This window comes from Ruegeria sp. CF2 (assembly GCF_056537385.1).
In genome coordinates, this window is sequence record NZ_JBQFRL010000004.1 from 21,077 (window position 1) to 44,425 (window position 23,349).

The following is a 23,349-nucleotide window of genomic DNA, read 5'->3' on the forward strand; positions in this document are numbered from 1 at the left end:
GGGGCGATGCAGGATTTTCCAATCATACGTACCGCCGGCGTGGACGGGCTGTTGATCAGCTTTGCCGCCGCACTCAGCGAACCGGCCAACCGCGCAGCGCTCGCCTTTCGCGCCGCGCTCGAGGCGGAGGGCTGGGCGGGGGTCGAGGAAACCTCGTCCTCGCTGGTCTCGGCCTTCGTCCGGTTCGATCCGCTGCGCCTGACACACGCCACGTTGCACCGGCAGGTGCAGACGCTGTTGGACCAGCGCGACTGGTACGCTGCCGACCTGCCCGGCGGGCGCAGGTTCTGGCGGGTGCCCACCGTCTTTGGCACGGATCTGGCGCCGCAGCTGGGGCAGGCGGCGCAGGCGGCGGGCCTGTCCGAGGCCGAGGCGGTCCGGTCGCTGTCCGAGGCGCGGGTACGGGTGCAGACCATCGGCTTTGCTCCCGGTCAGCCATATCTGGGTGAGTTGCCGCCCGCCTGGGACATCCCCCGGCAAAAGGAGTTGACCCCGCGCGTACCCGAAGGCGCGCTGGTGGTGGCGCTGCGGCAGCTTGTGCTGTTCTCGGTCACCACGCCGACCGGATGGCAACATGTGGGCCAGACCGCCATCCGTTTGTTCCAGCCTGATATGCCCCAACCCTTCCTGCTGCGCCCCGGGGATGAGGTGCAGTTCACCCCCACCGACCCGGAAACGCTGGCGCGGATGCGCAGCGATCCGCGCGGCGGCGCCAGTTGCGAGCCGTTGGCATGAGCGCGCATCTGACCATATTGCGCGCGGGGCCCGGCCTGACGGTGCAGGACATGGGGCGACCCGGGTATCTGGACATGGGCCTGTCGCGCGGTGGTGCGGCGGACCGGCTTGCATTGGCCGAAGGCGCAGCGCTGCTGGGACAGGCCGACAGTCTTGCCGCCCTGGAAATGGCCGGTATGGGCGGCGAATTTCAGGCTGATCAAGACCTGCGCATCGCCCTGACTGGCGCGCGGATGCGGGCGCAGATCGACGGCGCGACCGCAGTCTGGAACGCCTCGCACCTCCTGCCTGCGGGCGCCCGGCTCAGCATCGGTCCGGCCGTGGCCGGCAGCTATGGGTATCTCAGCGTCGGCGGCGGGGTGCAGGGTGACCCGGTATTGGGCGCATGTTCGGCGCATTTGACGGCGGGGATCGGAGCCGTGCTGAAGGCGGGGGACCGCCTGGCGATCGGCTCGGACGCGGGCAGTGCAACCGGCATGACCTTCGACCCCGAGGACCGGTTCTCGGGCGGGGAAATCCGCATCGTGGCCAGTTTCCAGACCGACCTGTTCGCCGGCGACGTTCTGGAGCGGCTGCAAACCACTACGTTCCGCCGGGACGCGCGCGCCAACCGCATGGGCGTGCGGCTGGAAAGCGACGGACCGGGCTTTCATGTCTCGGGCGGGCGCAGCGTGCTGTCGGAAACCATCGTGCCGGGTGACATCCAGGTCACCGGCGACGGCACGCCCTTCGTGCTGTTGGCCGAGTGCCAGACCACCGGCGGTTATCCCCGCATCGGCACCGTTCTGCCCTGCGACCTGCCCAAGGTGGCGCAGGCCCCGGCCGGGGCCGACCTGTGGTTCCGCTTCGTGTCGCTGGACGAAGCGGTGACTGCCGAGCGCGCCGCGGCGCAAACCCGCGCCGCGCTACCCCGGGCGCTACGCCCGCTGATCCGCGATCCGCGCAGCATGTCCGACCTGCTATCCTATCAACTGATCAGCGGCGCCATCGCCCGCGAAGAGGACGTTTTGTAGAAAAGGAGCCTGTGCCATGGCACATCAAGTCGATCTGAACGCCGATATGGGCGAAAGCTTTGGCCCCTGGAAAATGGGCGATGACGCGGCGCTGCTGAAGATCGTGACGTCGGCCAACGTGGCCTGCGGGTTTCATGCGGGCGACTGGGACGTGATGGCCACGACGATGGCGCAGGCGGTCGAAAACGGCGTGGGCATCGGCGCGCATCCCGGCTTTGCCGATCTGCACGGCTTTGGGCGTCAGCGGATGCACTACCCCCTGCCGTCGCTGGAGAACCTGATCCGCTATCAGGTCGGCGCGGCGCAGGCGATGGCACGGGCGGCCGGCGGGCAGGTGCGTCATCTGAAGCTGCACGGCGCGCTGGCCAACATGGCGTCCGAGGATCAGGCGATGGCACGGGCCTGCTACGAGGCGGCGCTGTCGGTGGCTCCGGATCTGATCATCATGGTTCTGGCCGGAACCGCCCAGCAACGCGCCGCGCGAGACCTGGGCTGTCCGGTGGCCTGCGAGATCTTTGCCGATCGCGCCTACAACGATGACGCCACGCTGGTCGACCGCAGCCTGCCAGGCGCGGTGATCCATGACCCCGACCGCGCCGCCGCCCGCATGGTCGAGATGGTCAAGGCCAGGGCGATCATCACCGAAAGCGGCAAGCATATTCCCACTCGGATCGACACGATCTGCCTGCACGGAGACACGCCGACGGCCGTGTCGATTGCGGCCGGTGTCCGCCGTGCCCTGCAGAAGAGCGGGGTGGAGCTCAAGCAGTTCGCCGGTGGCCCTGCCTAGGCTTCTCGATTGACGCGGCTGTTCAATGCGTCCCGCGTTCGATGACGCTGGGGTCCAAAAAGATACTCTCTTCGGGACGTCCGGGATCGACGAGCCTACGCTCCAGCAACGCGATGATCGCGTCAACGGCGGCGTCGATGGGGTTCCGGACTGTCGTCAGGCGGAATGTCGGCCATTTCGCCATGGCAATGTCGTCGAAACCAACAATCGCCAAATCGCCGGGTACGTTCAGAGACAGATCGCGCGCAGCCGATAGCGCCCCGATCGCCGTGGCGTCATTGGCGCAGACAAGCGCATCCAGAGAGGCGCGGGACAACAGACTGCGCGCGGCGCCGTATCCGCTGTCGACCGAGTAATCAGTCGGGTGTTCGGCCACGAGGTCAAGCCCCGCCCGATCCAGCGCCTGGAGGACCCCGGCGCGGCGCCGCGAAGACGAGTAGAACTCCTCGGGTCCGCTGAGAAACCCGAACCGCCGCCGCCCCCGGCTGATCAGCAAGTCGGTGATCATGGTCATGCCATCGGTATTGCGGCAGCAGACATTGTCGACACGGGGCCCTTGAACGGGACGGCCTGACGAGATCATCGGGATGCCGAACCGCGCACATCTGTCGACGATTTCTTCGGACATGCTGCCGCCGCGCAGAATCAATGCGTCCAACGGATAGCGCAGCAGCTCTCGCAGCGCCTGATCCGTGTTGGCGCCGGTTCGGTCGATCAGAATGGGCCATTTCTTCAACCCACTTAGGGCCTGGGCCAGTTCACCAACAAAGGCCGAGTCGTAGGGGCTGCGCATGTTGCCGACGAAAACGGCGACCAAATTTGATTGCCCGGCTTTGAGGCCAGCGGCCAGGGCATTCGGCTGATACCCGGTATCGGCTGCGATCTTCAGGATCCGTCTACGCTTCTCGGAATCGACATAGGCACCGGGCGTGAAAGCCCGCGAAACAGCTGAACGCGAGACGCCCGCAAGGTCCGCAACGGTCTGGGCCGTTGCGCGCCGGGGGCGTTTTGCGTCCTTGTTTCTCTCGCTACACATGCGGTTTGCGTTTCGCCTGTTCAGAGGGTTTCAACATTCTTGCAATGAATCGAATCTTTCATCAAACTGTCACGGTTGGAAGCTAGTGAACACGTGTGCACATTTTGCGAAAGGTGTCAGCCTTTTTCTGGATGTGAAATATGTCATCGGGGAAAATACCCCATAGTTTCCAGGGCTTTGGCCCGCCCGTAGGGGCGCAACATGAATCGGAGGAACTACATGATAAACGTCAAAACAGGTGCTGCTGCTGCCGCGTTCGCGATGATGGCGAATACGGTATCGGCCGAAGTCGAGATTACGTGGTGGCACGCCATGGGAGGAGCCCTGGGTGACACCGTCAACCAGATTGCCGAGGATTTCAACGCGTCCCAGGACGACTACAAGATCACGCCGGTTTTCAAGGGCACGTATGAAGAGACCCTGACTGCCGGCATCGCCGCATTCCGTGCGGGTGAACAGCCCAACGTCCTGCAGGTATTCGACGCGGGCGCCGCCACCGTGATTGGCGCAAAGGGTGCGACCGTTCCGGTTCAGGACCTGCTGGAGCAGAACGGCGTTGCGTTCGACATCGAGGACTATATCTCCGGCGTTCGCTACTTCTATGCCGACAGCGACGGCAAGATGATCGGGATGCCGTTCAACTCGTCCTCGCCCATCATGTATTACAACGTCGATGCGCTGGAAAAAGCGGGTGTGACGCCGCCGAAAACCTGGGAAGAGTTCCAGACCGTGACGGCGCCGGCGCTGAAAGAGGCCGGTTATATCGGCCTGTCGCAGTCGCATCTGCCCTGGATCTTCACCGAGAACTTCCATTCGCGCCACGACCTGCCGTTTGCCACCAACGACAACGGCTATGAAGGCGCTGACGGCACCAAGATTCTTGTCAACAACGACGCGATCAAGGCACACTTCAGCGCCGTCAAAGACTGGAAGGACAACGGGTTCTTCGAATGGTATGGCACCGGCTGGAGCGACAACCAGACCCCGTTCGAAGAAGGCAAGGTTGCCATCTGGCTGGGCTCGTCCGGTTCGTTCGGCGGCCTGTCCAAGAAGGACCTGCCGTTCGAGTTTTCGGCCACCTTCCTGCCCTATTGGGAAGCTGTGACCAAAGAACCCAAGCAGACCTTCATCGGTGGCGCGGCCCTGTTCGCGATGGCCGGCAAGAGCGACGAGGAAAACAAAGCGACCGCGGCGTTCTTCGAGTTCCTGACCAAGCCCGAAACCCAGTACATGTGGCACCGCGAGACCGGCTATGTTCCGATCACCACCGCCGCCTATGAAATGGCGAAGGGCGATGGTCACTATGACCGCGCTCCGGCGGCCGAGGTCGGCATCAAGCAGCTGTCGCTGCCTGCTGGTGAGAACACCAAGGGCTATCGCATGGGCTTCTACGTCCAGATCCGCGACGTGATGAACCGCGAATATGGCCGCATCCTGACGGGTGAAACCTCGGTCGAGGACGCCTTCAAGGCGATCGAGAACGAAGCCAACGGTCTGCTCGAGCGTTTCGCAAAGACCCAGAGCTGATCCCACTCGCCAAGAATCGGGCGGTCGCAGAAGTGCGACCGTCCTCCCTTTTTCGGAGTTTTCATGAAACGCGCTGGTTTTTCCACTCGCTGGCTGCCGGTTCTTCTGCTGTTGCCGCAGCTGTTGATCATCGCGGTCTTTTTTTACTGGCCTGCCGCTCACGCGGTGCAGTCTTCGTTCTTCCTTCAGGATCCGTTCGGGTTTGGGTCGACCTTCGTCGGGCTGGACAACTACAGCGACCTTGCCGGGAATTCCGAGTATCTCAGCATTGCCTGGTTCACGGTGATCTTCACCGTTCTGGTCACGTTCTTTTCGCTTTCGATCGCGTTGTTGCTGGCCGTAAAGGCCGACAATGTGCTGCGCGGCGCCAAGACCTATCGCACGCTGCTGATGTGGGTCTATGCCGTGGCGCCGCCGGTGGCGGGTTTCATCGGCCTGATCCTGTTCAACCAGAGCTGGGGGCCATTGACCGAAATGGCGCGCTCTATCGGGTGGGATTTCAAACTGGGCGTGAATTTCAATGACACCGCCACGGCGATGGTCATCGTTTCGGTCTGGAAACAGGTTCCGGTGAACTTCATCTTCTTTCTGTCTGGCCTGCAATCGATCCCGCGATCGGTGCGTGAGGCGGCTTTGATCGACAACCGCTCATCCACGGGCCGGTTCTGGGACGTCACTTTTCCCCTGCTGGCGCCGACAGGGTTTTTCCTGCTGATCATCAATATCACCTACGCATTGTTTGATACTTTCGGTGTGATCGACACGATGGTGAAGGGTGAGCCGGGCAACAACCCGATGACGTTGGTCTACAAGGTCTATGTGGACGGCTTCCGCGGCAACGACCTGGGTGGCAGCTCGGCGCAGTCGGTTGTTCTGATGGTGCTGGTTCTGGCCCTGACGGTGTTCCAGTTCCGGCTCGTCGAACGGCGCATCCACTACACGTAAGGAGGGCAGACAATGACCGAAGCACATACCCCTGCGATGGCGTCCGCCACTTCACCCACCCAAACGCGAAAGCGCGGCATCCGACTGTCCACGATCCTGGATCACACGATTCTGATCGTCGGATCGTTGTTCATGATGCTGCCGCTGCTGATGATCTTCCAGATGACGACCGTTCCGGATGTCGAGGTCATCAAAACCGGACCCAGCCTGACGATCGGGGACGAACTTGGCCCCAACTTCCAGAAGGCAATGTTCGAGGCCTCGGGCTTTTCCGGCCAGAACACGGGCATGAACATGCTCAAGAACTCGTTCATCCTGGGCATCGGTTTTGCCCTCGGCAAGATCATCATCGGCATGATGGCGGCCTATGCGATCGTCTATTTCCGGCTGCGCTTTGCCACGCTGGCTTTCTGGGTGATCTTCACCACGTTGTTGCTGCCGCTCGAGGTGCGCATTCTGCCCTCGTACGAAGTGGTGCAGAAGCTGGGGATGCTGAACACCTATCAGGGCCTCATCATCCCGCTGATCGCCTCGGCCACCGCCACGTTCTTCTTCAGGCAGTTCTTCCGCTCGGTTCCAGAAGAGTTGGTCGAGGCCGCGCGGATCGATGGCGCCGGCCCGGTGAAATTCTTCATCGACATCCTGGTGCCGCTGTCGCGTACGATGATTGCGGCGATGTTCATCATCATGTTCGTGTTCGGGTGGAACCAGTATCTGTGGCCCACCATGATCACCACCGAAGAGGACATGTTCACCCTGGTGCGCGGGATCAAGCAGATCACGCAGGTGCTGGAGGGCAACCGCATTCCCGAATACGGCCGGGCCAACCTGCTGGCGATCATCGCCATCATCCCCCCGGTCATGGTCGTCATCTTTTTCCAAAGCTGGTTCGTCAAGGGCCTGACGGAATCCGACAAGTAAGGCAGAATCAATGGCTCAGGTATCCCTGAAGAACATCCGAAAAATCTATCCCAACGGCGCCGAGGCGCTGACCCCGTCCAGTTTCGACATCGGTGATGGCGAATTCGTGGTTCTTGTCGGCCCGTCGGGCTGCGGCAAGTCCACTCTGCTGCGCATGGTGGCCGGCCTGGAAGAAATCACCGAAGGCGAACTGACGATCAATGGCCGCGTCATGAATGACGTCGATCCGGCCGATCGCGACATCGCCATGGTGTTCCAGAACTATGCGCTGTACCCGCATATGACCGTGCGCAAGAACATCGCCTATGGTCTGAAAAATCGAAAGACGCCCAAGGACGAAATCGAGCGCAAGGTGGCCGAAGCCGCTTCGATGCTGAACCTGAACGAGTTTCTGGATCGCAAGCCCTCGCAACTGTCGGGCGGTCAACGCCAGCGGGTTGCCATGGGGCGGGCCATTGTCCGCGATCCGGCGCTGTTCCTGTTCGACGAGCCGCTGTCGAACCTGGACGCCAAGCTGCGCAACCAGATGCGGATCGAGATCAAGGCGCTGCAGCGGCGTCTGGGCGTGACCTCGATCTATGTCACCCATGACCAGGTCGAGGCGATGACCATGGCCGACCGCATCATCGTGATGAACGCGGGCCGGATCGAACAGATCGGCACCCCGGCCGAGATCTATCACCGCCCGGCCTCGACCTTCGTGGCCAGCTTCATGGGCGCTCCGCCGATGAACCTGATCGGCGCACGTCTGGAGGGCGGCCGCGTGATGATCAACGGCGACACGGTGCTTGCCACGGCCGAAGGGTCTGGCGCGGTGACTGTAGGTGTGCGGCCCGAAGATGTACTGATCGGGGCGGAGGGCTCGATCGCTTTTCACGTCGACATCATCGAAGAGCTTGGCGCGCACCGCCTGTTGCACGGGCGTCTGGCGGATCAGGAGTTCACGATCCACGTGGGCAAGGATGTCGAAGCCGCGCCCGGAGAAACGCGGATCTCACTCAAGCCCGACGCGATCAGCCTGTTCCACCCGGAAACCGGAAAAGCCCTGTGATCACGAACATCGTGTCGTCTTTGCCGCCGGTCTCGGATGATGTCCGAGACCGCATATTGGCGGCGCCGCGAACGGCCGAGGCGCACCGCGCCCTGATGGCGCAGACACCGGCGATGAACGCGGTGCAACTGGGCGGAAACGCAACCCGGGACGTTCTGGGTGCACGTTTCTCGGCTGCGGCTTGGAATGTGGAACGCTGCCTGTTCCCCGAAGAAAGCGCAGCCCACCTCGCGGCTGTGACCCCGGACATCGTTCTGCTGTCCGAGGTGGACCACGGTATGTCCCGCACCGGTCAATGTCACACGACGGCAAAAATGGCCGACAAGCTGGGTATGGCCTACGCCTTTGGAGTTGAGTTCCACGAACTGGATCTGGGCGGTCCGACCGAGCGGGCCTTTTGCAAGGATGATTTCAACACCCTCGGGTGGCATGGGAACGCGATTCTGTCCTCGGTTCCGTTCAAACGCGTGGCCATGATCCGTCTTGACGACCATGGCCACTGGTTTGCGACCGAGTCCGGGGCGTCGGATCCGCAACAACCGCGGCTGGGTGGCCGAATGGCGATTGCAGCAGAAGTCGCGACCGAGAACGGGCCTGTATGCGTGGTCTCCACCCATCTGGAAAGCAACGCCGCGGCCGCGCATCGACATGCGCAGTTTCAGCTTCTGCTGGATGCGCTCGATGAGTTTGCGCCCGGGATGCCGGTGCTGATCGGGGGCGATCTGAATACCGGCAACCACCTGCCACCGGATTTCGACTGGCGCCGGGAAACCCTGTTTGCTCTGGCTGAGCAGCGCGGCTTTTCCTGGGAGTTCACGACCGAAGGCCACACCACCCGGCCCAGCCTGATCACGCCGCACCCGGACCGGGTGATGAAGCTGGACTGGTTCGCCGGCAAGGGGCTGATCTGCCGCGACCGAGGTCTGCTGTCGTCGCTGACCGCCGACGCCAAGCCGCTCTCGGATCATGACTGCGTTTGGTGCGCGGTTGAGGTGCCTGACGCCGGGTGGCTCCGGCCTGTCCGCGATATTTGGTCACGTGGCCCAACGTCCCGATGAATTTCGGGGCGTTTTTTCGCGGTTCGACTGTGGAAAACGGTTTGGAAACCCCATAAGAACGAGGCCACCTATTCAACAGGCGGAAAACCAGTCCAGTGTTTGACCTCCCCGCGCAGCGCGCGCATCTTGCCGAGAAATTCGATCTGACCCCGTCGCCCGAGCTGGCCGCCAGCATGAGCGACATCTACGACCGCATGTCGCGTGTCGTCACGCCAGCGGACTGGGCGATCTACGCGCCCTATGTCAAGGCGATCAACGAATTGAAGGCCGAACGCAACGCGGTGATCCTGGGCCACAATTACATGACGCCTGAGATCTACCACGGCATTTCCGATTTCGTCGGCGACAGCCTGCAGCTGGCCATCAAGGCGACCGAGGTCGAGGCCGATGTGATCGTGCAATGTGGCGTGCATTTCATGGCCGAGACCTCGAAGATCCTCAGCCCCGAAAAGTCGGTTCTGATGCCTGACATGGAGGCCGGCTGTTCGCTGGCCGAGTCGATCACCGCCGAGGGTATCGCCGAGATGCGCCGCCGTTATCCCGGTGCGCCGGTCGTGTCCTATGTGAACACCACGGCCGAGGTGAAGGCGGCATCCGATATCTGCTGCACCTCGTCCAACGCGGCGCAGATCGTCGCGGCGATGGACAGCGACACGGTCATCATGACCCCCGACCAATACCTGGCGCAGAATGTGGCGCGCGACGTGCCGCAGAAGAACGTGGTCTGGTGGGAAGGCTCGTGCATCGTGCACGAACAATACACGGCGCAGGACCTGCGTGAGTTTCGCGAATGGAACCCGGGCACCCGCCTGATCGCGCATCCCGAATGCCCGCCCGACGTGGTGGCCGAGGCCGACTTCTCGGGGTCTACCAGCGGCATCATCAAATACGTCACCGACGAACAGCCCGAAAAGGCGATGCTGATCACCGAGTGTTCGATGGCGTCGAACATCGCCGACGCGCTGCCGCAGGTCGATTTCGTCGGGCCCTGCAACATGTGCCCCTACATGAAGAAGATCACGCTGGAAAAGGTGCTGTATGCGCTCGATACCATGACCGGGCAGGTCGAAGTTGACCCCCACGTGGCGGAAAAAGCGCGCCTTTCGGTGCAGCGGATGATCGACCTGTCGCGCAAACTGGGAATTTGATCGGGGCGATGCAGACGGTCTCGACCCCTCGGGTGGTCATCATCGGCGGCGGGCTGGCGGCGGTCTATACCGCACTCAAGCTTGCTCCGCATCCGGTAGTGATGATCTCGCCCGAGCCGCTGGGCTCGGGTGCCAGTTCGGCCTGGGCGCAGGGCGGGGTGGCGGCGGCGATGGACCCGTCCGACAGCCCCGAAGCCCATGCCCGCGACACGATGCGCGCCGGTGCGGGGTCGGTCCTGCAGGAAGTGGCCGAGTTCGTCACCCGTGCGGCGCGGGATCACATTCTGGACCTGTCCGATCTGGGCACCGGGTTCGACCGGGACGCCGAGGGCGGGTTCATCCAATCGCAGGAGGCCGCCCATTCGGTGGCCCGCGTGGTGCGTGTCAAAGGCGACCAGGCCGGTGCCGAGATCATGCGCGCCCTGATCGCCGAGCTGCGGCGGCGTGCTTCAGTCCAGGTGATCGAAGGGGCGCTGGCGGTGGGGCTGGAAAGCGACGGGGCCAAGGTCTCGGGCGTATATCTGGCGCCGACCGATGCGCCGGGGGCCGAACCGGTGCTGCTGCGCGGGGCGGCGCATGTACTGGCCACGGGCGGGTCGGCGGGGCTCTATGCGCGCACCACCAACCCGGCGCGGATCCGGGGGCAGGGGATCGGCATGGCCGCGCAGGCCGGGGCCCGGATCGCCGATGCCGAGTTCATTCAGTTTCACCCCACCGCGATCGACGTGGGCGAGGACCCGATGCCTCTGGCCACCGAGGCTTTGCGTGGCGAGTGCGCCGTACTGATCAACCGCCACGACGAACGGTTCATGCAAGGCATCCACCCGGATGCCGAGCTGGCCCCGCGCGATGTCGTGGCACGCGCGGTCTATCTGGAAACCAGGGCCGGCAACCGGCCCGCTCTGGATACCCGTACGGCGATCGGCGCGGCAATCCGCAGTCAGTTTCCGGCGGTGACCGAGGCCTGCCTGCGCAACGGTGTCGACCCTGTGACCCAACCGATCCCGGTGGCGGCGGCGGCGCATTACCACATGGGCGGCGTGGCCACCGACCTGAATGGCCGCAGTTCGCTGGCGGGGCTCTGGGCCTGTGGCGAGGCGGCCTCGACCGGGTTGCACGGGGCGAACCGGCTGGCGTCGAACGGACTGCTTGAGGCGCTGGTCTTTGCCCGCGCCTGCGCCCGTGACATCGCCGGCACCCTGACGGTGGCCGACGCGCCCGAGGTGCGGCTGCGCCTGCCGTCGGGCGGCACCGAACCCGACCCCCAAGCCGTAGCCGAACTGCGCCAGCTCATGACCGATGGCGTGGGGGTGGTCCGCGACGCGGACGGGCTGCACCGCGCCTTGGGCCGGATCGCCGTGTTGGAGTCGCTGCACGGCCAGTCGCACCTGTTCCGAAACATGACCGCAACCGCCACGCTGATCGCGGCGGCGGCGCTGATGCGCACCGAAAGCCGCGGCGCGCACTATCGGTCGGACTGTCCGGATACGGCCGAAGGGCCGGGGCGGCGGTCTGATCTGACATTGGACGAGGCCGTGGCGCTGCGGTCGAAAATCTTCAAGGAAACCGCAACATGCATCATGCCACTGTCCCCGACCTGATCCTCGAACCGATGGTGCGCGCCGCGCTGACCGAGGATCTGGGCAACTGCGGCGACATCACTACCCGGACCGTGATCCCGGCGGACGTGACCTACGCCGCGCGACTGAACGCGCGCGAGGATGCGGTTGTGTCGGGCATGCAGGTGGCGGCCCTGGCGTTCCGGCTTGTGGACCCGACGCTGGAGATCAACCCGCTTGTGGCCGACGGGGACCGTTGCACCAAGGGCCAGACCCTGATGGAAATCACCGGCAGCGCGGCCTCGATCCTTTCCGGCGAACGCGTGGCGCTGAACTTTGCCGGTCGTCTGGCCGGGGTGGCGACCCTGACCGCCGGGCTGGTGGCGCAGACCGCCGGGACCAAGGCGCGCATCACCTGCACCCGCAAGACCACACCGGGCCTGCGGATCGTCGAGAAACTGGCCGTGCTGCATGGCGGCGGGTTCAATCACCGCCATTCGCTGTCCGACGCGATCCTGATCAAGGACAACCACATCGCCGCCGCCGGCGGCGTGCGCGCGGTGTTGGAAGCGGTCAAGGCGCGCGCGTCGCACATGATGAAGGTCGAGATCGAAGTGGACCGGCTGGACCAGCTGGCCGAGGTTCTGGAAACCGGCGGCGCCGATGTCGTGTTGCTGGATAACATGACGCCGGACATGCTGGCCGAGGCCGTGGCGATGGTGGGCGGACGTCTGGTGACCGAGGCGTCGGGCAATGTCACCGTGGACACGGTGGCCGAGATCGCGGCCACCGGGGTCGATTACATCTCGTCCGGGGCGCTGACCCATTCCTATCGGACAGTCGATCTGGGTCTGGATTTCTGATCACGGATCACGATGGTATTGGCCATTCGATTGGATCCAGCCGGAAGTATTTGGACAGCTGTCCGTAAAATTCGGGCGCGGTTTCCCTGAGGGCCTCGGGGCGTTCGAAGAACAGCTCGACCGTGACGGCAAAGAACTCTTCGTGTCCCGTGGCGCCATAGGGGTCGATCACAGTGCGCCGGCCTGTCTCGACCGCGTGCAGATGCGCGTCATACGCGGCCAGAAAAATGCGTTCCCACTCGGCATAGCTTTGACCCTTGGCCAGTACGGGCACACCGTTGGTGCCGCCGGACAGATCATCCAACTGATGGGCAAATTCGTGAAACACGACGTTGTGTCCGTCATGATCGTTTGCCGCGCCCTGCCGGCTGTGCGCCCAGGACAGGATCACCGGCCCCCGATCCCAGCTTTCGCCGGTACGGATGATCTCTTGTTCGGTCACGACATAGCCGCTGTGCCGCTGTTGGCGGGACTTGAAGGCGTTGGGGTAGATCAGGACCGTCGTCAGATTGTCGTACCATTGGTCCGAGTTGACGACCAGAAGGCAGGCCTGTGCAGCAATCGACAGGCGCATCTCGTCCGTGACCTCCAGACCGTCGCAGCCGATGAAATCGACCTGATTCAGGAACAGGTTGATCTTGCCTTCCAAAGTGGCGCGCAGCTTGGCAGGCAGCCGCTCGAGGATCGGCACCGTCGCGTGGATGGTCCGCCGCTCATCATCGCTCAGCGGTGTTTGCAGCAGCGCGGCCTTGGCTTTGGACTTCGACCAGAAATACCAGGCCACCAGACCGGCGATTGTCGCAACAAGGGTCAGAAAAAGCACCATGTGGCGACGGTATCTCTATTGCCCCACCTCGGAAAGCCGATTCATTCGGTCGAGGGTTGCGCGAAGTCCGCCAGCCAGGGCCGTTCGACATCCATGCCCTGATACAGCGCATGCAGCAGCAGATGTGCCGTCACCGGGTCGGGGGCAAGGGGGCGTCGGTCCAGTCGCCCCTCTTTGACCGTCGTATCGGCGTCGAAGATCACCGCATTCTCTTTGATGGTGGTCACCACACGAAGCTGGGCCAGCGTTTCGGGGTCGACCGCGGTCGGGTCGTCCGAAAGGATCACGAAATCGGCCAGTTTGCCCACCTCGATCGAGCCCTTCTGGTCTTCCTCGAAATGCTGCCATGCCGGCCAGATCGTCATCGCCTTGAGGGCCGTCATCACATCGACCCGTTGATGCGGGCCCAGGATGTCGCCTGATCGGGTGCGCCGGGTGACCGTTGCGGCCAGAACCCGCATGCTGTCGGGAAACGCCACGGGCGCGTCGTGATGCGTACCGAACATCATTCCACGTTCCGTCACCCAGCCGGTGGGCGAGATGTTGTCGGCATTGACCGGCCCGACCGTGTGGTCGCGGTGCCAATCGCCCCAGTAGAAGGTGTGCATCGGAAACAGCGAGGGGAACACGCCCAATCGTTTGAGGCTGGCCACCTGATCCTCGCGCAGGAACTGACCGTGCACCAGAACCGGCCGGTTGCCCGGATCGCCATAGGTCAGCTGCGCCTCGTCGATGGCAGCGATCAGCATGTCCGTGGCCCCCTCGCCATTGGAATGGGTCAGGATTTGATGGCCGTTCTCGAAACACCAGTTCACCGCATCCTGCAACTGTTCGCGCGTGATGGCGGCGTATCCGGCATAGCCGGGCGGGTAATCCCCGACCGGATCGTAGTAGGGCCGATCCCGCAACGCGGTAAACCCTTGCGGCGAACCGTCGATTGTCAGCTTGCACCCGCCGACTCGCACCCCGTCGGCATAGGTGCGCGAGGCGTCCGACTCGATGAAGTCGCGCGATTCCAGAACGTCGGGAAAGGCCACGACGTCGATGGGAAGGTCGCCGTCCGCGGCCACCCGGCGCAGGGCTTGAACCGCCGCGCCCGAGGTGCGCCCCTCTTGCGCGGTGGTGTAGCCAAAGCGCGCCCACATCCGGCTGCCGGCGCGCGCGAAAGTCTGCAGCCCGTCTTCGCCGACACTGCCAAGCAGGGGCACCAAGGCGCCGAAAAATGCGTATTCCTCCAACACGCCGTTCGGCTCGCCGGCCTCGTCCTTTCGGATCACACCTCCGGGCGGGTTCTCGGTTTCTGCGGTGATCCCGGCCAGTTCAAGTGCCTTGGAATTGCCCACCCCCAGATGGCCCGATTGGTGGATGATCATGATCGGAACGTCGCGCGATACCGCGTCCAGTTCGGAACGGGTAGGGTGGCGCAGTTCGGCCAGTTGTGCGTTGTCATAGCCAAAGCCGATGATCATCCCCATCGCTTTGACGGTGTCACCATTGGCCTCGGCCCACGCGGACAACGCCGCCTGCAGGCTGGCAATGTCGGTGACCTTGCCATCCGGTGGGGCCAGCAGGTTCGCCGACAAGGCTTGCAAACCGCCCATGACCACGTGGCCGTGGCTGTCGACAAAACCGGGCAGCATTGCGCGCCCGTCCAGATCAAAGATCGTCGTGTCGTCGCCCTGGTGGCTGCGCATCTCGGCCAGTTCACCTACCGCGATGATCCGCCCATCCTTGACCGCGACCGCCTGTACCGTGGGCCTGGCGTCATCGATCGTCAGTATCGGACCGCCGGTATAGATCGTGTCCGCGATCTGTTGGGCCAAAGCCATGTTGCCGAGGGTCAGACCGGCAGCAACGCTCACGGCAGACAGGGACAAAAGACGCATTCCGAACCTCCAGCAGCATATGGCAATGCGCTGGAGTCTAGCACGAAGTTGGCGTCCGGCCCGTGCAATGTTGAATTGCTGATCCGACGTCGGCGTTTACTTGAGCGCGCGCGCCAGGAATTGCCGTGTGGCGTCCTGCTGCGGGTGGGCGAACAGCTGCTCGGGCGGGCCTTCCTCGACGATGCGGCCGTTCTGCAGGAAACACACCTTGTCTGCGGCCTGCCGGGCAAAGCCCATCTCGTGCGTGGCCATCACCATCGTCATGCCCTGCTGTTTGAGCATCAGCAGCACGTCCAGAACCTCGCCCACCAATTGCGGGTCCAGAGCCGAGGTGATCTCGTCGAACAGCATAACCTCGGGCTGCATGGCCAATGCCCGCACGATGGCGACGCGCTGCTGCTGTCCGCCCGACAGTTGGTCAGGATAGTTGTGCATCCGGTCGGCCAGCCCGAAGCGTTCGAACATCTCTTCGATCTGGGGCAGCAGCTCGGCGCGCGTGCGGCCGCGCACGCGGCGCGGCGCCAGCATCACGTTGTCCAGCGCCGTCATGTGCGGGAACAGGTTGAAGCTCTGGAACACGATGCCGATGCGGGCGCGCACCGATTGCGGATCCAGCCCGGGCACCGAGATGTCGACCCCGTCCAGCAGGATCTCACCATCCTCGATCGGTTCGAGCAGGTTGATGCAGCGCAGAACGGTGGATTTGCCCGCCCCGGAGGCACCGATCAGGCAGACCATCTGCCCCTCGTCCACTGTCAGGTCGATGCCGTCGCAGACGGTGCGGTCGCCAAAGCGTTTGACGACGTTGCGCAGGTTCAGTTTCGACATCAACGCCGCTCTCGCATTTGTCGGGCCATCAGGTGGTCGGCATAGCGCGTCGCCGGGATGGTCACGATCAGGAAGATGATCGCCGCGCCCACGTAAGGCGTGAAATTGGCCAGCAGCGATTTGAACACGCCCGCCTGGCGGAAGATCTCGACCGGGCCGATGAAGCTGAGCAGCGACACGTCCTTTTGCAGCGCGATCAGCATGTTCATCTGCGACGGCACGACGTTGCGGACGGCCTGCGGCAGCACCACATCGCGCATCACCTGGCCTTCGGTCAGGCCCAGCGACAGGGCGGCGGCGCGCTGGCTGTGATGCACGCTGTCGATGCCCGAGCGGAAAATCTCGGCCACATAGGCCGAATAGGTCAGGATCAGCGCCAGCGACCCCCAGATATAGGGTGAGTTCCACGGTCGGGTCAGGCCCAGCCCGGGAATGCCGAAGCCGATCAGATAGACGGTCAGGATCACAGGCACGCCGCGGAAGATGTCGGTGAAAGCCGCGCCGAAGATGCGCAACGGGAACAGCGCGGGCGATTTGGTGTCGCGGGCCAGCGCGATCAGCAGCCCCAGCACCGCGATCGCGGGCGCCGACCAGGCAAAGATCATCACGTTGATCTTGAAGGCTTCGAGCAGCTTCGGGAAGGTCTTGACCAAAACCTCGCCGTTGAAAAAGCTCTGCTGGACCTTTGCCCAGCCCGGCGCCAGCGGCACCAGCACGATCAGCGCCACGACGACCAGAACGGTGCTGGTCGCGGCGATCCGGATCGACCGCCGCCGCTGCTGCGCCTCAAAAAGTTCGCGGCGGGTCGGGCCCGCCGTTCTGTTTCGTGTCATGTCACTTGATCAGCGGAACGCCCGTCGTGTCCTGCAGCCATTTGGCCTCGATCTCGGCCAGCTTGCCGCTTTCGGTCAGCGCAGCGATGGCCGCATCCACGCAGGATTTCAGTGGGTTGCCTTCCTCCATCAACATGCCGAACTGATCGGGGTTGTCGCCTTGATCGGCAGGGAACTGGCCGATCACCTTCGACCCTTCGATCATCACCGCGCTCAGGAACAGGGCGGTAGGCAGGTCGAACAGCGCGGCGTCGATCTGGTTCGCGGTCATGGCCGCGTTCACGTCGGCATTGTCGCCATAGAGCAGCGGGTCGGCATCCGGCTGGATCACGCTGGCCAGTTTCGGCACGGCGGTGGTCGACCCGACCGCGCCCCATTGCAGGCCCTTCAGCGCCTCGAGCGTGGGCGGGGTTTCAACGGCGTTTGCGCTGACCAGAACCGCCATCGGCGCGGTGTAATAGGGGGCCGAGAAATCAACGACCTGATCGCGCTCGGGCGTGATCGAGTATTGCTGGATGTTCACGTCGAAATTCTTGGCGCCGGGCTGGATCGCCTCGTCAAAGGACGACCGGACCCAGACCACGTCATCCGCGGCAAAGCCCATCTCCTCGGCCACGGCATAGGCGACGGCGGCTTCAAAGCCCTGGCCGGATTCGGGCGCGTCGTCCATCACCCACGGGTAATAGGCCGGGTTTCCGGTGGCCACGGTGAACTTGCCCTCGGTCAGGGTCTTGCCCGCGGCGCAGTGCCCGTCCGCAAGGGCCGAAGTTGCGGTGAACGCAAGGGTTGCGGCCGCGATCGAAAGCATCTTGGACATGGATCTGGGTCTCCTGTTGGGAATGTCGGGCCCACGGTAGTGTTGCCCGCCGACCCTGTCCAGTTGGTCGCGGTCTATGCCAGACACCGCAAGAAGTTCAAGCCGTCACGCGGGTGGAATGTTGTGGTTCACCCGGAACAGGTTGCCGGGATCGTACCGCCCCTTGATGCGCGACAGCTGCGTGGCATTTGCCCCGTAGGCGCCGGACAGGTGATCGGCCTCGTCCGCTGGCATGAAATTGACATAGGCACTGCCGGTTGCATGCGGCGTCATGCGATCATAGAGCGCACGCGCCCAGGCGATGCAGGTGTCATCCTTGGCCGGATCTTCCCAACGGGTGTGCACGTTCATGATGAAATGGGCCGAGCGTTGGGGATAGGCTGTCGCCGCAGCCTCCACCCGGGCCATCGCACCGCCGACATGGGCAATGAACACCTCGCAGGACGGGTCCGGAAGGGTCGAGATACTGTCCAGAAGCCCTGCGATTGCATCCGCGGGCAGGGCATCAAAATCGTGGCTTTTCCAATAGTTTCTTGCGCCGGGGGTCAGCAGGGGGTCAAAAGCGGCTTGCCAGTCGACGAAGGCGTGCGGCGAGATCACGTCCACGATCGGGTCCCCGAGGGCGCGCAGCGGCTCCATCGCGGCTTCGCCGTTTTCGATGGGACCTGCATAGCAGGCAGCAAAGATCAGCACCTCGCGCCCGTGCCATTCCTCGGGAAGGAAGGGCAGGGGAGGGGCCTTGCGCATCACCGTCCAGACCGTCAGCTCGTCAGGCGCAGTGTCAGCGATCCGCGCGTATTCGGGCAGCAGGGCGGGGCCCTGCTCGATCGGATGCACCACAAGGCCGGACAGCACCTGCGGCCCCAGCGGGTGCAGGCGGAACTCGAACGAGGTAACCACGCCGAAATTGCCGCCACCGCCGCGAATGGCCCAGAACAGGTCCGGGTGGCTGCTTTCCGATGCGGTCACGATCGAGCCATCGGCCAGAACAACCTCGGCCGAGATCAGGTTGTCGATGGTCATGCCGAACTTGCGTGTGGTCCAGCCAAAGCCGCCACCCAGTGTCAGCCCGGCGATCCCGGTGGTCGAGTTGATGCCCGTCGGAACCACCAACCCGTGCGCCTGCGTCTCTCGGTCCACGTCACCCAACACCGCGCCCGGCGCCACACGCGCGGTGCGCGCTTTCGGGTCGACATGCACCGATTTCATCTGCGACAGGTCCAGCATCACCGCATCATCGGCTACCGCATGTCCGGCGATCTGGTGACCGCCCGATCGGACGGACATGATCAGCCCTGCCTCGCGCACGAAATTCACGGCCTTTTGCACATCGCTGGCCCCGAGCGCCCGGATCACAAAGCCGGGTTTGCGGTCGACGATGCTGTTCCAGGTGGTGCGGGCACTATCGTATTCGGGGCTGCCGGGAAGAAAGACGGATCCACGCAGCGACGCGTCCAAAGCGTCCAGCGCTTCTTGGTCCACGGTTTTGGTGCTGCCGTTCAGCGTTATCAGGTCAAACATGATCAGTCCTCCAGATCAGGTGGACAGGTTTCCTGCGGTGCTGCCTCGGGCAATGGGTTGCGCGCCCCATTCGAGCGAAGGGCGCGCAATGCAAATTGGGTCGCTTCAGGCGAAGATGCCGGGATCGATCCGATCAACTGGCGTGATGACGTCAGCCGGAATGTTCAGACGCTTTGCCGCCTTGCGCAGGCTTTCCGCGTCCGGCGCCTCGTACAGGCAATAGGTTTTTCGCTTGTCCGCGCTCAGGAACGAGAAAATCCACTCGATCCCTTCTTCGTCGTTGATTTCCTTGATCTTTACCTTGTCATCGTCGCCAAGCTCAAGCTGTTCGGCGAAGTTCCGTTCGATGATGTACCTTGGCATTATGCACCCCCCTGCGCATGTGCTCGGAGTCTAAGACGCGGATCCTTCAAGTTTTGACCTAAGGGAAACCATACCCAATTCCCGGGCAGTTGCCAACGCTTCGGCCTCAAGCGACAGGGCCGAGCGCAGATCCTGAGCGCGACCGCGACGGCGAAGAGCCCAGGCCCGCGCGGCTTTGCTGTGAGCGATCCACGGCGGTGCGGCCATCGCTGTGTCCACTTGGATCGCGGTTTCGAACAGCTCGTCGGCGGTGTCCCAATCACCCAACACGGCGGACAGAGCTCCCAGCCGCCGGGCCGCGGATCCGGTGCAGACGGTTGTCGCGCCGGCCGTGATCGTCAGGTCCCGGTAGGGCAGCAGCTTGTCGATCAGCGTTTGGGCATGGTGCGTGTTCTCGACCGCGACGCAGATATCCGCCAGATAGGACAGGGTGGTCGAGTACATCGCGTCCTGCGGCAGGTCAAAACCGGTGTCCGCGATCTCATTGAGAATACGCTCGGCGGGCTCGCGAAACCCGAGTTCGGCGGCTATCAGGCCGAAACCGGGTTTCCAGCTGGTTTCGCCGGGACTGTCGGACATGAGCCGTTTGATCACAGGGGCCACTTCATGCAACCGGGCCTGCTCGCGCCGGATGGTGAACATCTGAACGCCGTAGACACCCTCGACATGGGCGCCGTGTGTCTGCCGCCCGATTTTGACGGCTTCGCTCGCATAGGTCTCGGCGCGTTCAAAATCGCCATCCAGTATGGCTACCATTGCACGGGCGTGGATCTGAACCCAGTACAGCTGTCGGTGGTTGTCCTTGTCCGAAATCTCGGTCAGCAGTTTCAACGAGGTGTCGACCAACTGGCGATCCGCCATTTCGGCACCGACAAACAGGCTCAGGGTACGGTCGCGACCCTGATCGATGTTTCCAAGCTTTTCCGCCACTTCGTGCATGGATTCGAGGTTCTTGCGCCAGTTCAGCCGATCTTCGCCCTGGCGCGCCACGAAGGGAGCGCCGAAGCGAGTCATCATGACGGCGAACCGGGATTTGTGATCCCCCAGCCGGGCGGCCAGTTCCATGCATTGCTGGCCATATTTGGTGCCCTCGGCAAAGTCGCCGATGAACATGTAGGCGCGGGCGATCTGGGCCATCAGACGACACCGCCGAACCTCATCTGTCGGCGGCAGGCTGTCCAATGCCTCGAGGCACAGGCTGATCGCCTGGCCGTGCCGTTGACCGGCCATCATGCATGAATCGGCAAAGTGATGTGCCGCGTCGGCAGCAAGGTCCGTCTGGCCTGAGTGCCGGGCGGCGTCCGAGGCTTCCTTCAGTTTGGCGATTCCTTCCGGCAACCTGCCTGCGCTGTCGTAGCTGCGCCCAAGCAGCAGGTTTCCAACGATCGTCTGAGGGCTTTTTTCGTCGCCGAGTTTTTGCGCGGCCTTCAGGGTTTCCGTCGCATTGGCCAGGGCTTCCTGGCTGGCCGACCGTGACAGAGCCATTTCCGTCGCCGCGCGCCACCGGTCATAGGCGGCAGCCCAGTCTTCGGCCTCGGTCAGGTGCCGGGCGGCCAACTCGGGGCGTCGCTCAACCTCGGCCGACCGCAACTGCATCAGCGCGCGGGCGACATTGGCGTGTTGGGCCTTGCGTGTGCTGCTGAGCATGGACTGATAGGCGGTGTCCCTGATCAACGCATGGCGGAATACATAATGCCCTTTGTGGTGCCCGCTTTCAAAGACCAGACCAGCGCGGCACAGCTCAGCCAGACAAGTGTCGAGCTCTGCCGGGGCTTCCGGCATCGACGCGGCAAGCAGAGCCGGTTCGAACTCGCGACCGATAACGGACGCGGCAAGAGCCGTTTGTTTGGCGTCAGGCGATACGGCGTCCAACCGGGCCATCAACGCTCCGCTCAGGGACGAGGGCACGTTCACACCGACCCCGCCGGTTTCGTGTATGGCGCGGGTCAGTTCCTCGACAAAAAGCGGCACGCCGTCGGTTTTGTCGACAATCAGGTCGACCAATTCCGGATCCGGATCGCGGCCCGAGACACGTTGCACCAGATGGGCGACCTGCTCGGCATCAAGCCGCCCCAGATGCAGGGTTTGCACATGGCTGTCCCCTTCGGTCTTCTGCATTTCCCAGCCGGGGCGATGCGTGATCACGATCAGAAGGGGAAGGTCGACGCACAATGCTTTGAAACGGTCCAGCAACGCGTGGGTCGAAGCGTCGATCCAATGGGCATCCTCGACAAACAGGATGACCGGACGTTGGACGGCGCGGGCCTTTACCGTGGTGATCAGCGCTTGGATCGTCAGGTCTCGCTGTTCCTGGGGCGACAGTTCCAGGACCTGCTGGGCCAAGGTGCTGCGCGGGGCGACCAAAGCGGCGAAGGCAGGAAGAACTAGGTCCAGATCCAGTCCTTGCCGCTGGGCCAGCATGTCGTGAACACTCTCCTGCACCCTGTCGTCGTCAAAATCCGGGTCGACGCCCGCATCCTGCGAAATCCGTTCGGCAACCGGGTGAAACGGGCTGCTGGTCAGATAGGGAGAGCAGTTCAGTCTGATGATGTCGGCCTGTTGGACCACGCTTTCGTCCTGCAGAAACTCCTCGATCAGGCGCGACTTGCCGATTCCCGCTTCACCTGACAGCAGCACCACTTCGCCTTTGCCGTCCTGCGCGTGTTTCCAGGATTGCAGAAGGATGCCCTTTTCAAAACTGCGGCCGATCAGGAACCCGTGGGCACCATCCCCGCGAACCGCGTGAAACCGGCTTTCGGCGCTGCGCTCAGCCACGACCTGAACCAGGTCGTGCGCGACATCGAAGCCTTTCAAAGGCACGCTGCCCAAGGATGAAACCTCGAACACGCCATCCAGTGACCCTGTCAGGTCTGTACGGGGCATGACGACGGCGTTTGCCGGGGCTTTTTCCTGCAACCTGGCGGCCAAGTTCAACACCGGTCCGGTCATGGCGCCTTCTTCGAACGAGTTTTCACCGATCGCGTCACCGACAACCACGTCGCCGCTGGCGATGCCGATGCGCACGGCAAGCGGGGTTCCGTCGGGCGTCGTCATCTGCCGGACCCTTCGCACGGCTTCGAGACCAGCTTTGACGGCCCGAATGGCGTGATCCTCATAGGCGCGGGGCCACCCGAAAAAGACCAGCAGCCCGTCGCCAAGGTATTTGGCGACATATCCTCCATACCGGCTGACGGCACCTGCAACGGAATCCTGGTATCGCTGCAACAGGATCCGCATGTCTTCGGGGTCGATCCGGTTGGTCAATTCGGTCGAGCCGACGAGGTCGGCAAAAAAGACCGTTAGATGGCGCCGCTCGGCCGGAGCGCGCGACGGTTGCCCATCCGTGTCGGGCCGTATTTCGGCTGCTGCTGCCGCGATGTCAGATGTTGGCTGCTCGGGCGTTTGTTCATCAGACAGGACGCGGGCGGCAGCCAGAATGACCTTGCGGTGTCCGAGGCTGACTCCAAGCTCTCGGAGATCGTCATTGGTCAGCAGAGGCAATACGCGTGCATCAACGTCATTTTCCGCAAAGGTCTCTGCGTATTGGCCCAGACCAAGATCGTTCAGCCATGTTTTGACCGTGAACCCCATTGACGGATCATGCGTGGTTGCAATTCGTCAATCAAGCG

20 protein-coding genes are annotated in these 23,349 nt (G+C 63.3%); 11 read left to right on the plus strand and 9 right to left on the minus strand.

All coding sequences use genetic code 11. The annotated features are described in order from the left end of the window. Nucleotides 1-6: 6 nt before the first annotated feature. From ACR0IR_RS15740 to ACR0IR_RS15750, 3 genes are read left to right on the plus strand one after another with little or no spacing between them, the layout of a single operon-like run. A complete protein-coding gene (locus tag ACR0IR_RS15740; protein ID WP_170359563.1) occupies nucleotides 7-735 on the plus strand; it encodes a 5-oxoprolinase subunit B family protein in 729 nt (242 codons plus the stop codon). After that, the gene (locus tag ACR0IR_RS15745) at nucleotides 732-1,748 is read left to right on the plus strand and encodes a 5-oxoprolinase subunit C family protein (protein ID WP_170365747.1); all 1,017 of its coding nucleotides are present in this window, start codon (nucleotides 732-734) and stop codon (nucleotides 1,746-1,748) included. Before ACR0IR_RS15740 ends, ACR0IR_RS15745 begins: the two co-directional genes overlap by 4 nt. A gap of 16 nt (nucleotides 1,749-1,764) precedes the next feature. Further along, nucleotides 1,765-2,538, plus strand: a complete 774-nt coding sequence (locus ACR0IR_RS15750; protein ID WP_170365748.1) for a LamB/YcsF family protein — start codon at nucleotides 1,765-1,767, stop codon at nucleotides 2,536-2,538. Between the two features lie 22 nt (nucleotides 2,539-2,560). Here ACR0IR_RS15750 and ACR0IR_RS15755 read toward each other — a convergent pair whose 3' ends face one another. Further along, nucleotides 2,561-3,574 carry a LacI family DNA-binding transcriptional regulator gene (locus tag ACR0IR_RS15755; RefSeq protein ID WP_170365750.1) on the minus strand — a complete coding sequence of 338 codons (1,014 nt, stop codon included), beginning with the start codon at nucleotides 3,572-3,574 and terminating at the stop codon, nucleotides 2,561-2,563. A 219-nt stretch (nucleotides 3,575-3,793) separates the two neighbouring features. Between ACR0IR_RS15755 and ACR0IR_RS15760 the strand changes: the two genes are divergently transcribed. The 8 genes from ACR0IR_RS15760 (at nucleotide 3,794) to nadC (ending at nucleotide 12,646) form a co-directional block, all read left to right on the plus strand. Beyond that, nucleotides 3,794-5,101 (plus strand): extracellular solute-binding protein, encoded by a 1,308-nt coding sequence (locus ACR0IR_RS15760; protein WP_437342618.1) that lies wholly within the window; start codon nucleotides 3,794-3,796, stop codon nucleotides 5,099-5,101. Between the two features lie 63 nt (nucleotides 5,102-5,164). Next, a complete protein-coding gene (locus tag ACR0IR_RS15765) occupies nucleotides 5,165-6,046 on the plus strand; it encodes an ABC transporter permease subunit (RefSeq protein WP_170365751.1) in 882 nt (293 codons plus the stop codon). A 36-nt stretch (nucleotides 6,047-6,082) separates the two neighbouring features. Beyond that, nucleotides 6,083-6,967 carry an ABC transporter permease subunit gene (locus tag ACR0IR_RS15770; RefSeq protein WP_170341801.1) on the plus strand — a complete coding sequence of 295 codons (885 nt, stop codon included), beginning with the start codon at nucleotides 6,083-6,085 and terminating at the stop codon, nucleotides 6,965-6,967. Between the two features lie 10 nt (nucleotides 6,968-6,977). Then, nucleotides 6,978-8,018, plus strand: a complete 1,041-nt coding sequence (locus tag ACR0IR_RS15775) for an ABC transporter ATP-binding protein (protein WP_170365752.1) — start codon at nucleotides 6,978-6,980, stop codon at nucleotides 8,016-8,018. Then, nucleotides 8,018-9,076 (plus strand): endonuclease/exonuclease/phosphatase family protein, encoded by a 1,059-nt coding sequence (locus ACR0IR_RS15780; RefSeq protein ID WP_170366114.1) that lies wholly within the window; start codon nucleotides 8,018-8,020, stop codon nucleotides 9,074-9,076. The genes ACR0IR_RS15775 and ACR0IR_RS15780 overlap by 1 nt, the downstream gene beginning before the upstream one ends. 95 nt (nucleotides 9,077-9,171) lie before the next feature. Next, the gene (nadA, locus tag ACR0IR_RS15785; RefSeq protein WP_170365754.1) at nucleotides 9,172-10,224 is read left to right on the plus strand and encodes a quinolinate synthase NadA; all 1,053 of its coding nucleotides are present in this window, start codon (nucleotides 9,172-9,174) and stop codon (nucleotides 10,222-10,224) included. A gap of 8 nt (nucleotides 10,225-10,232) precedes the next feature. Next, the gene (locus ACR0IR_RS15790) at nucleotides 10,233-11,825 is read left to right on the plus strand and encodes an L-aspartate oxidase (RefSeq protein WP_170365755.1); all 1,593 of its coding nucleotides are present in this window, start codon (nucleotides 10,233-10,235) and stop codon (nucleotides 11,823-11,825) included. Beyond that, nucleotides 11,798-12,646 carry a carboxylating nicotinate-nucleotide diphosphorylase gene (gene nadC, locus ACR0IR_RS15795; protein WP_170365757.1) on the plus strand — a complete coding sequence of 283 codons (849 nt, stop codon included), beginning with the start codon at nucleotides 11,798-11,800 and terminating at the stop codon, nucleotides 12,644-12,646. The genes ACR0IR_RS15790 and nadC overlap by 28 nt, the downstream gene beginning before the upstream one ends. A 7-nt stretch (nucleotides 12,647-12,653) precedes the next feature. On the opposite strand, the gene ACR0IR_RS15800 is transcribed toward nadC, so the two are convergent. The 8 genes from ACR0IR_RS15800 to ACR0IR_RS15835 form a co-directional block, all read right to left on the minus strand. Further along, nucleotides 12,654-13,472, minus strand: coding sequence for a M90 family metallopeptidase (locus ACR0IR_RS15800; protein ID WP_170365758.1), 819 nt, complete (start codon nucleotides 13,470-13,472; stop codon nucleotides 12,654-12,656). A gap of 41 nt (nucleotides 13,473-13,513) precedes the next feature. After that, nucleotides 13,514-15,358: an amidohydrolase gene (locus ACR0IR_RS15805; protein WP_170365760.1), complete on the minus strand. Its 1,845-nt coding sequence runs from the start codon at nucleotides 15,356-15,358 to the stop codon at nucleotides 13,514-13,516. Nucleotides 15,359-15,454: 96 nt separating this feature from the next. Beyond that, complete coding sequence (locus ACR0IR_RS15810; protein WP_170365761.1) at nucleotides 15,455-16,186, minus strand: amino acid ABC transporter ATP-binding protein; 732 nt, start codon at nucleotides 16,184-16,186, stop codon at nucleotides 15,455-15,457. Further along, nucleotides 16,186-17,019, minus strand: a complete 834-nt coding sequence (locus ACR0IR_RS15815; protein ID WP_170365763.1) for an amino acid ABC transporter permease — start codon at nucleotides 17,017-17,019, stop codon at nucleotides 16,186-16,188. The genes ACR0IR_RS15810 and ACR0IR_RS15815 overlap by 1 nt, the downstream gene beginning before the upstream one ends. 1 nt (nucleotide 17,020) lies before the next feature. Then, nucleotides 17,021-17,836, minus strand: coding sequence for an ABC transporter substrate-binding protein (locus ACR0IR_RS15820; RefSeq protein ID WP_170365764.1), 816 nt, complete (start codon nucleotides 17,834-17,836; stop codon nucleotides 17,021-17,023). A 105-nt stretch (nucleotides 17,837-17,941) separates the two neighbouring features. Then, a complete protein-coding gene (locus ACR0IR_RS15825; protein WP_170365765.1) occupies nucleotides 17,942-19,357 on the minus strand; it encodes an FAD-binding oxidoreductase in 1,416 nt (471 codons plus the stop codon). Between the two features lie 105 nt (nucleotides 19,358-19,462). Then, nucleotides 19,463-19,720: a DUF4242 domain-containing protein gene (locus ACR0IR_RS15830; protein ID WP_093963294.1), complete on the minus strand. Its 258-nt coding sequence runs from the start codon at nucleotides 19,718-19,720 to the stop codon at nucleotides 19,463-19,465. Nucleotides 19,721-19,750: 30 nt separating this feature from the next. After that, nucleotides 19,751-23,311 (minus strand): AAA family ATPase, encoded by a 3,561-nt coding sequence (locus ACR0IR_RS15835; RefSeq protein ID WP_170365767.1) that lies wholly within the window; start codon nucleotides 23,309-23,311, stop codon nucleotides 19,751-19,753. Nucleotides 23,312-23,349: the final 38 nt, after the last annotated feature.

Excerpts from the sequence above, each read along its gene's own strand:
- ACR0IR_RS15740 (WP_170359563.1), top strand. The coding sequence starts at position 7 with ATGCAGGATTTTCCAATCATACGTACCGCCGGCGTGGACGGGCTGTTG.
- ACR0IR_RS15745 (WP_170365747.1), top strand. The coding sequence starts at position 732 with ATGAGCGCGCATCTGACCATATTGCGCGCGGGGCCCGGCCTGACGGTG.
- ACR0IR_RS15750 (WP_170365748.1), top strand. The coding sequence starts at position 1,765 with ATGGCACATCAAGTCGATCTGAACGCCGATATGGGCGAAAGCTTTGGC.
- ACR0IR_RS15755 (WP_170365750.1), bottom strand. The coding sequence starts at position 3,574 with ATGTGTAGCGAGAGAAACAAGGACGCAAAACGCCCCCGGCGCGCAACG.
- ACR0IR_RS15760 (WP_437342618.1), top strand. The coding sequence starts at position 3,794 with ATGATAAACGTCAAAACAGGTGCTGCTGCTGCCGCGTTCGCGATGATG.
- ACR0IR_RS15765 (WP_170365751.1), top strand. The coding sequence starts at position 5,165 with ATGAAACGCGCTGGTTTTTCCACTCGCTGGCTGCCGGTTCTTCTGCTG.
- ACR0IR_RS15770 (WP_170341801.1), top strand. The coding sequence starts at position 6,083 with ATGGCGTCCGCCACTTCACCCACCCAAACGCGAAAGCGCGGCATCCGA.
- ACR0IR_RS15775 (WP_170365752.1), top strand. The coding sequence starts at position 6,978 with ATGGCTCAGGTATCCCTGAAGAACATCCGAAAAATCTATCCCAACGGC.
- ACR0IR_RS15790 (WP_170365755.1), top strand. The coding sequence starts at position 10,233 with ATGCAGACGGTCTCGACCCCTCGGGTGGTCATCATCGGCGGCGGGCTG.
- nadC (WP_170365757.1), top strand. The coding sequence starts at position 11,798 with ATGCATCATGCCACTGTCCCCGACCTGATCCTCGAACCGATGGTGCGC.
- ACR0IR_RS15800 (WP_170365758.1), bottom strand. The coding sequence starts at position 13,472 with ATGGTGCTTTTTCTGACCCTTGTTGCGACAATCGCCGGTCTGGTGGCC.
- ACR0IR_RS15805 (WP_170365760.1), bottom strand. The coding sequence starts at position 15,358 with ATGCGTCTTTTGTCCCTGTCTGCCGTGAGCGTTGCTGCCGGTCTGACC.
- ACR0IR_RS15810 (WP_170365761.1), bottom strand. The coding sequence starts at position 16,186 with ATGTCGAAACTGAACCTGCGCAACGTCGTCAAACGCTTTGGCGACCGC.
- ACR0IR_RS15815 (WP_170365763.1), bottom strand. The coding sequence starts at position 17,019 with ATGACACGAAACAGAACGGCGGGCCCGACCCGCCGCGAACTTTTTGAG.
- ACR0IR_RS15820 (WP_170365764.1), bottom strand. The coding sequence starts at position 17,836 with ATGTCCAAGATGCTTTCGATCGCGGCCGCAACCCTTGCGTTCACCGCA.
- ACR0IR_RS15825 (WP_170365765.1), bottom strand. The coding sequence starts at position 19,357 with ATGTTTGACCTGATAACGCTGAACGGCAGCACCAAAACCGTGGACCAA.
- ACR0IR_RS15830 (WP_093963294.1), bottom strand. The coding sequence starts at position 19,720 with ATGCCAAGGTACATCATCGAACGGAACTTCGCCGAACAGCTTGAGCTT.
- ACR0IR_RS15835 (WP_170365767.1), bottom strand. The coding sequence starts at position 23,311 with ATGGGGTTCACGGTCAAAACATGGCTGAACGATCTTGGTCTGGGCCAA.